The sequence below is a fragment of the Methylotuvimicrobium sp. KM1 genome (genome assembly GCF_044788715.1).
In the GTDB taxonomy this organism is placed as follows: domain Bacteria; phylum Pseudomonadota; class Gammaproteobacteria; order Methylococcales; family Methylomonadaceae; genus Methylotuvimicrobium.
In genome coordinates this window covers 4912379-4924504 of sequence record NZ_CP173170.1, presented here as the reverse complement: position 1 = coordinate 4924504, position 12126 = coordinate 4912379, and the positions used below count along the sequence as shown (strand labels likewise).

Genomic DNA, 12126 nt, shown 5'->3' with positions numbered 1-12126 from the left:
GCAAATATTTTATACAGAGCCTCCGATAAAAAAGGCTATAGTAACCATCAAGAGCATTAGTTTAACCGATACCCTTAGTTTACAGTCTCCGCTTGTTATATGGTCAAATCGTTTTGCCCGAGGTAATTGTTTTCTGGTTCCCACGGTGCTCTGTGGGAATCCATACCTTGGTTGCCGAGACTATCAGTAGAAATTCCCTCGATTAAGTAATTTCGTGCCTATTCCTTAACCAGCAAAGAGCTTGCCGCGAAAACCGAAAAAAATCAAACCAACCCATGTTCATTCTGCACAGTTCCAATAAAACCGAAAATCTGCTCGAGCATTTGGCAGCCGTCATCGAAACCCGGCCGCTGAGTTCGCCATTTGCCAAAGAAGTGTTTCTAATCCAAAGCCAAGGCATGGAACGTTGGTTGTCGCAGCAATTGGCAAGCCGGCTCGGTGTCTGGGGAAATTATGAGTTTTTGTTTCCGGGACGATTTTTCAGTTCCTTGGCGCAACGAATCGACAGTCGATTGAATGACGAAGCCTTCGACCGCCATGTACTGCATTGGCGCTTCGAAGCGCTGCTTCGCGAACTCGACAGCGAGATTTTTGCGCCGCTGAATAATTATTTAACCGGCGACACAGTAGCCTTAAAGCGTTATCAGCTAGCGTTGCAATTGGCTTTGATTTTCGACCAATATCAAATCATGCGTCCGGATATGCTGGCTGCCTGGCAGCAAGGCGAAACGCTTTACGATACGCAAACCGAACGCTGGCAAGGCGCGTTATGGCAGCGGATTACTGAAAATGCAGGCACGAAGCACCGGGGTAGTTTATGGCTGGAAGTGATCGAGCGGTTTAATTCGGTGCCGTCGGGACAATTTTCCGCCGTTTTGCCCGAGCGAATTTCTATCTTCGGCGTCAATACCATGCCGCCTCTGTTTCTCGGTTTTTTACAAGGTTTGGCGAATCATGCGCAAGTGCACTTGTATTTGCTTAACCCCGCTCAAGCTTTTTGGGCGGATTTGGCGACTAAGCGACAGCGTATCGATCAAGAGGATGCCGGCGGACATCCGCTACTGTCGGCTTTGGGTCAACAAGGCCGCGAATTTCAGGAGATGTTGTTGGAGCAGGTGCAGTTCGAATTGGAGTTGGACAGTTTCGAACAAGACGAGCCAAGCACGGTTCTGCGGCGGCTGCAAAACGATATTCTCAATAACGGCAGCGAATCGACGCCTTTAACCCGCGACGGGTCTATCGCTATTCATGCGTGTCATTCCCGTATGCGCGAAGTCGAAGTCTTGAAAAACCAACTGTTGGCCGCATTGGAAAACGACCCGGAGTTGGAACTGCGCGATATTGTCGTGATGGCGCCGGACATCGAATTATACGAACCGTTTATTGCCGCAGTATTCGACGATATTCAACATGCGGTTGCCGATCGCAGCCTGCGCTTGAGCAATCATGCCTTGGATGCTTTTATTGTTTTTTTGAAGCTGAGCCAAAGCCGGTTCGGTTGGCGCGCGGTCCTGGATTTGCTCGAAAAACCGTCGGTTTATCCGGGCTTCGGCCTGTCCGAAACCGATTTGGAATTGATCAAACATTGGGTTCGGGATACGCAAGTGCGTTGGGGGAAATCGGCCGAACACAAACGCGAATTGGGCCTGCCCGAGCTCGATGAAAATACCTGGCAAGCCGCATTGGATCGCTTGTTGATGGGGTATGCTGTCGGTACCGACGACGATTTTGTCGACGGCGTCTTGCCTTATATCGATATCGAGGGTTCTTCGGCGTTGGCGCTTGGCGGCTTGAACGATTTTATACAATTGTTGTTTAGAGCCAGCAACGATTTAAGCACGGCCAAGCCGCTCAAGGCATGGGGCGAAAAGCTTTATTATTATGCCGATCAATTATTGCCCGAAGCCGATGCCGTCGAGCGTCAACAACTCAACGAATTACTGGCGGAATTAACCGAAAAATTGCCCGAAATTCACGACGCGCCAATCGAGTGGCAAGTCGTCTGCGCCTGGCTTGAAGGTCGATTGGAAGAACACAAATCGTCAAACGGCTTTTTACGTGGCCAACTCACGTTTTGTTCGATGCTGCCGATGCGCTCGATTCCGTTTAAAGTGATCGCCTTGCTCGGCATGAACGACGGCGAGTTTCCGAAAGTCGACCGCAACCCGACCTTCGATTTACTGGCCGCCCATTTTCGCAAGGGCGACCGCTCGCGCCGCGCCGACGACCGTTATCAGTTTCTGGAGATCCTGCTGTCGGCGCGGCAACAATTGATTGTGACTTATATCGGACGGTCGATCAGCCATAACGAAACGATACCGCCTTCGGTTGTGATCAGTGAACTGCTCGCCGTACTTCGCGATCATTACGGCCTGGACAATGGCGTGACTTATCATCCGCTACAGGCTTTCAGCCCACGTTATTTCGAGTCGGAATCGGCTTTGTTTAGTTATTCCGAGGCAGATTGCCAGGCCGCGGCGGCGTTAGTTAAACCTAAACCGGAGCCGGTACCGTGGTGGCAAGGCAGTTTAGAGGACGAAACCGACCAAACGATCGTTGAAATAAGCGAATTATTCGCCTTTTACCGACATCCGCAAAAATATTTCATGCAACGCCGACTCGATGTCCGTTTTAATGGCATTGCTTCGGATGCAGAAGAGCGCGAGCCTTTCGCGATCGGTCAATTGGATGGTTATGCGATTTATCACGAATGGATCGATGGGGTACTGCACGATAAACCGCTGACTGCACAAAAACTCAAGGCACAAGGGCGATGGCTGTCTGGCGTGGCCGGAGATCTCGAATTTGCCCGGCAACAACAAAACATCGATGCCTTTGCCGAAGTAATAAAGGCCAAGGCGCTCGGCGAACCGCTCGAGGATTTATCGGTCGATCTGACGATCGGAAATTATCGGTTGGTCGGTAAACTCGGCAATCGTTATGAGCACGGCAGTTTGTTTTATCGGTATGCCGATTTGAAAGGTAAGGACTTTATGCTTGCCTGGCTGCATCATCTGATCATAAATAACATCGAGCCGCAAAAGACCGGCTTAATCGCTCTCGACCAAGACATTACGTTCGAGCCGGATTATTGCGTGCCGGGCGAATTGGAAGCATGGATTGAAATCTATCGGCAAGGACTGCACAGACCCGATGCGTTTTTCGTCGAGCCGGCCTTCGCTTATGTCAGGCAAGCGCATAAATTGTCGCAAAGCAGCCGCGCGGCGAAACCCGCCATAGAGTCGGCAATCGATCAGCTAACCCGTGCGATCGAACAAGCTTACGAACCTGAGCTTAGAAAATTATTTCTCGAAGACTACAACCCGGAGGCGTTGTTGAACGAGGTGTTTGAAGACCATTGTCGAAACTTGCTGTTGCCGGTATGGGGAATGATTGATAGAGCGGCAGAGAATTAAAAAGTGTTGTGAAAATTCTTATACCCAGTGATACGAATATGCTCGCTCTCGAACATCTCGTCTAAAGCGAATACCGAAAATTACTTTGTAATCGGTATAATGCTGTAAACACAAAAAATGGCTCTCGCGGCAACTTACCAAATACTATCCATGCAGGAATTAAGCACGTTTAAATTGATCGACAGGATCAGTACCCTGGTGCGTTCGGAAGAACGAAAAAAATACACCGCGCTGGGTTTGCAACCGATACAGGGGCAAATTATTGATTATTTAGCTCAATGCAATAACATGAGCGACACGCCTGCCGCTGTCGCCGAATATTTCGGCCTGACCAAAGGCACTGTTTCGCAATCGTTACAAGTGCTCGAACGAAAAGGTTATATCGAAAAAAAACCGAATGAGCAAGATCGGCGTATCTTGCATTTGCGTCTTTCGGCAGCCGGCGAGTCTGTTTTAAAGGAAATGCAGGCTTATGACATTTATCATGCTGCCGAGCAAGCGATTCCTAAAGAACAGTTTGATGCGCTAAACCAAGCATTGCTGTCGACACTATTGGTATTGCAAAAAAGCAACAATTTAAAAAGCTTCGGCGTCTGTTACACGTGCTATTATTTTTCAGAGCTGGACCAACATTATCAATGCGATTTAATGCAGCAGTCGCTGAATCAGCAGGATGCCTTGAAAATTTGCCGCGAGCATGTTTTATTTGAAGGGAATGTTGGGTGAAGGATTAAGAAGCCGATGCGAGAAGCTCTAGCTTCGCGTTATAAGCCGTGTAGGGTACGCTATGCGTACCTTGATACCTCCGCTGTTAACCGCAAGTCGATATGATTCGACATGAGTAGGTGGTGGTGCTTATTGGCATGAAGGAATGCGCAGCGTACCAATTATCTACAACAATAAACTCAGAGCATAGAAGCCATTGGGATAAGTTCTTTATTATCATTTTTTTACGATAGTATCGGTGAAAAAATTTGCATCGTGCTTAATTTGTGTTCAAATCATTGATACCGCTCTTGCTGAGTAGTCATCACTTTATTATTTATGAGGTATTACTATGTTCGATCCCAAAGCCATTGACGATATCGCAAACCGCCTAGCGAATGCCATGCCGCCCGGCTTGTCCCATTTGAAAGAAGACATGGAAAAAAACTTCCATGCCGTTTTACAAGGCACTCTCGGCAAACTGGACCTAGTCACCCGCGAAGAGTTTGAAGTTCAAAAAGCCGTATTGACTAAAACACGAACCAAACTCGAAGACTTGGAAATTCGTGTTGCCGCGCTGGAAAAACAACTTAATCAAAACCCACCCGATCAAGTTAATTCATAATACAAAAATCGGCAGCTTAACCACGAGGAATATAAAGCTCATTAAGCATTTCAAGGGTTTGCATTAAATCTTCTTATTCTTCACGATCTTCATGGTAGATGCTTTTTCTAGGATAATTAACAGCGACCCTTTCAAGCCGGTTTTTCGCTAAAATTCGGCTTTTTTCTCCAAATTACTTATGACTCTAGCCGTAGCCTATAGCCGCGGCCGTTCCGGAATCGATGCGCCGTTGGTGACGGTGGAAGTCCATGTCACGAGCGGCCTACCCGCACTCAATATCGTCGGCTTGCCCGAAACGGCGGTCAAGGAAAGCCGGGACCGGGTGCGCGGCGCGATCATCAATTCATATTTCGAATTTCCGATGCAGCGCGTCACGATCAATCTGGCTCCGGCCGATTTACCGAAGGAAGGCGGGCGTTTCGATCTGGCAATCGCCTTGGGTATTCTAGCAGCATCAGGGCAAATTCCAGCCGGTCGCTTGGCGGAAGTCGAATGCGTGGGCGAACTATCACTCGGCGGCGAATTGCGTCCGGTCAGCGGAGTTTTACCGATAGCAATACAAACACGGAACAGCCACAAACCATTAATTCTGCCCAAAGAGAATTGCGCAGAAGCGGCCTTGATCAAAGATATCGACCTATTGCCGGCCAATCATCTACTTGAAGTGTGCGCCCATCTAAACGGGCAGAAATCGATCGTCGTCGACGAGGAAACTCTCGCGTTGACGGCTGAGGTAGAATCGATCGATTTTTCCGATGTGCATGGGCAATATCATGTCAAACGCGCCTTCGAAATCGCCGCATCCGGTGCGCATAATTTAATCATGCTCGGGCCGCCCGGCACCGGTAAATCGATGCTGGCCGCACGCTTGCCGACGATTCTACCGCCGCTGACCGAGCAACAAGCCCAGGAAACCGCCGCGATTGCATCAATTAGCGACAAAGGACTCGATGTCGCCAATTGGTTGAAGCCGCCGTTTAGAGCGCCGCATCATACCGCATCGGCTGCGGCGTTGGTCGGTGGCGGCGGCAATCCGAAACCTGGAGAAATTTCATTGGCCCATAACGGCACATTGTTTTTGGACGAATTACCCGAATTCGATCGCAGGGTGTTGGAAGTGCTTCGCGAACCGCTCGAAACCGGACATATCAGTATTTCACGGGCGGCTCGGCAAGCCGAATTTCCTGCTCGATTTCAATTGATTGCCGCGATGAACCCATGCCCGTGCGGTTATCTGGGTGATCCTTCGGGGCGCTGTCATTGCTCGATAGAACAAGTCGCACGATACCGTGCCCGAATATCAGGGCCGTTGCTCGATCGCATCGATATGCATTTGGAAGTGCCGAGAGTGTCTCGCGAGGTGCTGCGAAAAGGTTCAGCGGAAGGAGAAGAATGCAGCGCGCAAATTAGAGCCCGGGTCGTTGCGGCACGGAATATCGCGATGTCGCGGCAAGAAAAAACCAATGCGGCGCTCAACGCCCGCGAAGTCAAGCGGCATTGCCGATTGTCCGATCAAGGCCATGAACTGCTCGAACAAGCCATGGATAAGTTCGGGCTGTCGCACCGCGCCTATCATCGTATTCTCAAGGTCGCAAGAACCATTGCCGATTTGGCCGGTTCCGAAACGATAGAAATTTCTCATTTGAGCGAGGCCATCGGCTACCGCAGATTGGATAGGAAAGCCGACTGAAGCCTTACTCGAAAAGGTTAATGAATGGAAAGTTGTGTTGTTTCAAAGCCTGTTTAATACGGCTGATCGCTCGTATTCCGTTTGCGGCTTTAGATGTAGGGTGCGCATCGCACACCGGTGCTGGGACGTCTAGCCGAATTTAAAACCATAAAAAGGTTCGCGATGCGCTCCCTACTTGGTTATGTATCGATGAAATTACTTGCCTGTTTCAAGCCTTAGCGTAGGGAATTTTTCACGAAATAGCTGCTCGCTAGAACCCATCAGCGAACGACCTTCATCGATTTCTTTATAGCCTTCGGTGACCATGTCCCGGCCTTTTTTCAGGTCTTTTTGGGCATCTTCGATCAATTGATTACCTTTAGACACTTTGTTTTCGCCTGAAGACAACAATTTAGATCCTCTTTCCCATTCTCCGGACAAACGCGTTTTTAATTCGGATTCGGACTTAGCTGTCTCGGCGTGCTCACGCATCAAATCGGCCATCGTCGGCTCGCTAGCGCATCCCGAAAGGGCAATTGTAGAAGCAAAAGCGACCGGATAAAGAAAGCGAATTAAAAAATTCATAGGAAATCTCCTAAATTTGTCATATAGAAACAATATTATAACATTCTTATTTATATTCCCGAAAAGCAGGCACCAGCGTGTTAATTGCCGATGATCCTAAATTCGGCAGTTTAACTATAAAGAACATGAGGTATTTTAATAGATTACCTAAACACTCCCGCTAACCTCTTGGGTGAATGATAGTTCTATACAAACACATAACAAGTTATTAAATTAACTATGTTTATCAACAATTTCCAAGATATTTTGAGCGACGTAGGGTGCGCATCGCGCACCTTTCCACGGTACCGAATCGACGAGAGGTCCCGACCCAGGTGCGCGATGCGCACCCTACGGATAAAGGAATAGGCAGTCGTTTAGTGATGTCGGTTATACTCAGAAATTTAAACCAATTGGGAGATTACCGTGGAAATAATGCCGTCTTTCAAAAGCAGCGGCGGTTATCGCGCCGCGCAATATCTGATTACGATTCTGATCGTGTTGTTGGTTGGTTATTTAATGAGCCTGCTACCGGTCATGTCCCGTTTAGTGATCGCCGATCGTTTGGCCGCGACGGATTTGGTGTTGTTCGTCACGCAAATGACCGCGCTGGTCTTGTTTTATCTTTTTGCGGTCAATGCGATCGCAGCACTTCCGAAAACCGGCGGCGCGCTGTTTTTTGTCAAGGCGGTCAGCGTACCGGCGGCTTTGTTGATCATTGTCATTATCGGACAAGGTGTCATTTGGCAAGTCTTGGGGCTTTTCGTCGGCGCATCCGGCAAATCGCTCTATTTCGGTATCGCGATTTTATTGATCGTATTGATCGGTATTTGGTTGGTATGGGTTGCCTTTCAGAATGCACCCTATTTGATCGACTCGATGGAAGAAGTCAAGGAAACCCTGCCGGCGCTGCCGAGTCTGCGCACCAGTGCTTGTTCCGAATGCGGGCAATTATCATCCAGAAGCGCCAGGTTTTGCTGTCATTGCGGTCATCCGAAACACAAGGAATTCAAATGCCTGGCCTGCGGAGAAGCATTGCAGGAAGATCAAAAATTCTGCCACAACTGCGGGCACTCTATCGAGACAGCGGAACAAAAAGAGCCTGACCGTTCATGAGCGCGTTGGGTCGGCTTTATTGTAAGAAGCTGTTGAGTCCACAAGCCGTAAAGATGGGCGGATTGCCTGCGACAACCTGCCGCGCGGCAATTCGCCACATTTTCAGCGTTTGGAAATCCCTTTAGAATCGCCGCAACTCTTAAATGTATTGCGTATACATTCTTACCTCCTAAAGGGTTTCAAGGGTTTTTTTAAGCGGACATCGTGTCCGCTTTTTTTTGCCCGAAGAAAAGTCCGAAATATGGGCTATCAATTTAAAACGGGACAGTTTAAGGTTAAGCCGTTCGTGGTGAGCTTGTCGAACCATGATCGGCTTAACCGTCCAGCCTTCGACAAAGCTCTTCTGAGCGCGGCCGAAGGGCTCAGGCCGAATGATTAAGCCTTGTTCATTGTCCCGTTTTAAACGGTAAGCCGAAATATGGAAGGCATTTTCGTGATGCCGCATTCGGCCGAAGCGCTAACTGTTCCAAATTCAGCTAAACGCGTTTGGTTTTATCCGCAACTCCAAAAAACTCCCACAGTTCTCCCATTACAAAGTCGAATTATTCCGCGATACTACACGCCAAGTTGAAGCGAACGGTACGGCTCATATCGACTGTTACAAACCCGTTCAAGCTAATGATTCATACTATCGATTAAGAATATATACCCATCGTAGATCAAAATTCGGCACCGGGGTGCCCGTCAAAGGACGCCGTAAATACGTCCATGTAGGCTCTATGCCAGCTCCATGCTGGCAAAGCCTTTGTCGAGCACCCCGGCGCCTCCTCAGGCACTGCTGAAATTTGAAGTGCGAAAGGTATAAGCGATGGGATTGCCGACCATGCAATGCCGTTTAACCGAACGAACCGTAGGAGAATGACGATATGAACAGACTGCCGGAAAGCGTCAACCAAAAATTCAATGAACTGTTCGCCGTTATCGGCAAAGCCGGCGACGATTTGAAATTGGCGACCGCCGAAGCCGCTATGGCCGGGAACTTCGATCAAGTTTCCGCCGTCACCGAGCATTGCTTACGTTTGCAATCCTTGGAGCTGGAAATCAAAACTTGCTTGAGTCATTTCGAGTCTCACTTCAAACAAAAACCACAGGAAAGCGCTGGAAATAAAAAAGCCCGGCGCCGCCCGCGCAATTCCCGCGGTCGATTGAGAGTCACCATCGCCGGTAAAATCATCGAGGAAGCCACGATTGCCGAAACTTTCGTGAAAACCTTGAGGATTTTCAACTTGGAGCGGGTGGCTAAATTGAATAAAACGTTGAGCGCGGTCCCGCTCATAGCCAAAACGCCGGCGAACGGCTATCAAACGCAGAAACGTTGTGATGGTTGGTACATTACGACGCATGTCAACAAACACAATGCGACTGCGTTGATTGAAGAAATCGGCAAGGATTTGAATATCCCGGTAAAAGTCGAGTTTCTGGAACGATAAACGTTCAGAACAAAAATATTTCACCGCCGCCTCACCGGCGGCGAACAAGCAAAAACCGGTATCGAACGAAACCGAACCGACCGATACAAACGAAAAACCAGAGACCAGAATCATGAGCGAACAAAACACGATTTCCAAGTTGCAAACGCAGAACAACAAAAACGACGAGAAAGCGCAACTGCGTTTGGCTTTGGAGCGTTATGTAAATTTACGAAAAGATGACGAAGAAGGCGCGGATGAAAACCACGCCATAGCACTTAATTGGCTGCAAAATGCGGCGGAGGAAGGGCTTGCCGAGGCGCAGTTGGCATTGGGTATTTTATCTCTTATTGCTTTGCAGCCTGCATTTGGCAGGGAAGATTTTCATTCAACAATTTTACACAACTTTTTTATATACAAAACGCCAACATTAGTAACTTTTAAAAAAATATTGATTTTTGAAGAATATGATTCACTCGATGCAACTGAAATTGTGCGAATTATTGCTCATTGGAGAATAAAACGCCATTTACGTAACGATAAATCTTTTGATCATAAACATTTGTCTTCAAGTCCGGAGCAGCCTTTCCATTGGTTGAACAAGGCGGCCGAGCAAGAATGCGCGGAAGCGCAATATTGGTTGGGTTATTTGTACTTTGACGGCATCGGTATTCAACAAAACAAAACATTGGCTGTCGAATGGTTCGGCAAGGCAGCGGCACACCATTTTGCCGCTGCGCAATATCGACTGGCTAGTTGTTACCACCACGGGGACGGTGTCGAAAAAAACGATCGAAATGCCTTTTTTTGGGCAAACAAGGTTGTTGAGCAAACGGAGTCCTTTTTTGACTCCAATCCGGAGCAAGAACCGGATTATAGCTTGGGTATCATCGAAGCCTATTTGTTGTTGAGCAAGCTTTACGCATTGGGCAACGGCGTCGAGCAAAACAGCGAACGGGCTTACCAATGTTTTAAAAAAGTCGCTGAACATTGGCAAGACAAAAGTCCAACGAACGATTTTCTTGAAGGACAGTTTCGATCCGCTCTCTTTCTGCTTTCCCAAAAAAACTACGATCAAGGCATTGAATGGATAAGTGAATGTGTCATACACGGCTATGTTGAAGCCGCCGACTGGCTGATCGAACAATATCTATCTAAATTCATCCCAGCGTCCTTGAAAGAAGACGAACAGTCTTACCGGCTATTAGCCGAATGGTGTTCCGACACTTCCAGTGATTTACAACGCGTCACGCCTAATTTGATCATGGGTTTGTTATACCTGACCGGAAAAGGTGTTGAATTAAATGAATCTTTGGCTTACCAACGGTTCAACATGGCAAAGGCAGAATTAGGAAATCTGATCAATGAAGATATTTCCTATGACGTTGTTTATGTATTTTTGATGATTTGTCATGCATTGGGCAAAGGGGTTGAAAAAGATTCAGAAAAAGCGAGAAAATGTAGAAATGAAATCTACGGAGTGGAATTTGTAGAATTTTTGATGGATGGCCTAACGCCTGGTTTAGCCTATAGGTGTTTGGATCTTTCAAAAGAGCTTGGATTGTTGAAATTGAACTTACTGGTCCGAAGCAACATAAAACAAGCGGAAGCTTATTTTCATGTGTTTTTCAAGGAGGCCAAGGATTTCAAGGGTATCAACATCATCGATTTAGGTTTAAGAAACATTTGTTTGACGAGCATACAACAGGCCGTCAAACTTGAAGAAAAGAATCGAGAACTCGAAGCCAAAAATAAAAAACTCCAAGAATCCGAAAAAGGACTTGAAGACATGATGGCTATGTTCGCGCACAAATTCCGCAGTCCGCTCGATGCGATCATCTACAATACCGAGCACGAAAATCAACCGAAACTTTACGCCCAGGCCGCTCAAACCATGCGCGGCTTGCTGGATGTTTTCAGCATCATTTCCACCGATGAAACCGTACTTAAAGACCGGCTGATGCAGGATATGAGCGGAAACAGCGGTTTAATGCCGGTTTTCGACAAAACGCTGAACATGATCCTACTGCATTTGCTTTCGGTTTCCGGTGCCGAAAAAATTCAGCAGCATTATTTGAGTTACGCCAACGCGCATGGTTTGTGCGGCCCCGATATTAGCCGCAAAGCCTGGAAAGAAGAGCACTTAGAACTGGAACGGCAATTACAAACCGATTGGGAACAAAGCTATGCAGCGTTGTTGAACCGATCGGCGACGCTCGAACAGCGATTGTCGTGGATCGAGCAGCATTTTTTCGCGCTGGAATTGCACGGATTCGACCGCGCCGATATACAATTCAAAGAATATGGCGTGACCGAGTCGTTGTTGACCATCTTGCTGAACGAGATTTTGGTCAATGCGTTCAAGTATTACTCGTCAACCGACCGGCAACCGGTGCGATTGGTATGGACCGAGCGGGATGCTCATCACTGGTTGAGCTGCCGTAATCCCAGCGTCCGAAACGAACGGACTAGGCAAAAAGGTAGCGGTAAAGGCCACGTTTTTTTATCGGCATTGGCCAGAAAGACCGGCGGCCAGTTTAGCAAACCCAAACCGCTGGATGATTTTATGTTGGAATTCGGTATACCCAACGAACTTTTAAAAACCGATTGACGAGGTTAAAC

General features: G+C 47.9%; 8 protein-coding genes. 7 read left to right on the top strand and 1 reads right to left on the bottom strand.

What is annotated here, in order from left to right:
* The first annotated feature begins 275 nt into the window (after positions 1–275).
* The 4 genes from recC to ACINK7_RS21445 all read left to right on the top strand — a co-directional run bounded on the left by recC (position 276) and on the right by ACINK7_RS21445 (position 6436).
* Positions 276–3416 (top strand): exodeoxyribonuclease V subunit gamma, encoded by a 3141-nt coding sequence (gene recC, locus ACINK7_RS21460; protein ID WP_404358551.1) that lies wholly within the window; start codon positions 276–278, stop codon positions 3414–3416.
* 150 nt (positions 3417–3566) lie between these two features.
* Positions 3567–4142, top strand: a complete 576-nt coding sequence (locus tag ACINK7_RS21455; protein WP_404358549.1) for a MarR family winged helix-turn-helix transcriptional regulator — start codon at positions 3567–3569, stop codon at positions 4140–4142.
* A 331-nt stretch (positions 4143–4473) separates the two neighbouring features.
* Entirely contained in the window at positions 4474–4746 is a 273-nt protein-coding gene (locus ACINK7_RS21450; protein ID WP_404358547.1) for an accessory factor UbiK family protein, read from the top strand.
* A 178-nt stretch (positions 4747–4924) separates the two neighbouring features.
* The gene (locus tag ACINK7_RS21445) at positions 4925–6436 is read left to right on the top strand and encodes a YifB family Mg chelatase-like AAA ATPase (protein ID WP_404358545.1); all 1512 of its coding nucleotides are present in this window, start codon (positions 4925–4927) and stop codon (positions 6434–6436) included.
* Between the two features lie 195 nt (positions 6437–6631).
* Here ACINK7_RS21445 and ACINK7_RS21440 read toward each other — a convergent pair whose 3' ends face one another.
* Complete coding sequence (locus tag ACINK7_RS21440) at positions 6632–7000, bottom strand: hypothetical protein (protein ID WP_404358543.1); 369 nt, start codon at positions 6998–7000, stop codon at positions 6632–6634.
* 414 nt (positions 7001–7414) lie between these two features.
* Here ACINK7_RS21440 and ACINK7_RS21435 point away from each other — a divergent pair, with 414 nt between their 5' ends.
* From ACINK7_RS21435 to ACINK7_RS21425, 3 genes are all read left to right on the top strand, one after another.
* A complete protein-coding gene (locus tag ACINK7_RS21435; protein WP_404358542.1) occupies positions 7415–8095 on the top strand; it encodes a zinc ribbon domain-containing protein in 681 nt (226 codons plus the stop codon).
* An 866-nt stretch (positions 8096–8961) separates the two neighbouring features.
* Positions 8962–9525, top strand: a complete 564-nt coding sequence (locus ACINK7_RS21430; RefSeq protein ID WP_404358540.1) for a hypothetical protein — start codon at positions 8962–8964, stop codon at positions 9523–9525.
* 112 nt (positions 9526–9637) lie between these two features.
* Positions 9638–12115 (top strand): tetratricopeptide repeat protein, encoded by a 2478-nt coding sequence (locus ACINK7_RS21425; protein ID WP_404358538.1) that lies wholly within the window; start codon positions 9638–9640, stop codon positions 12113–12115.
* Positions 12116–12126 lie beyond the last annotated feature (11 nt).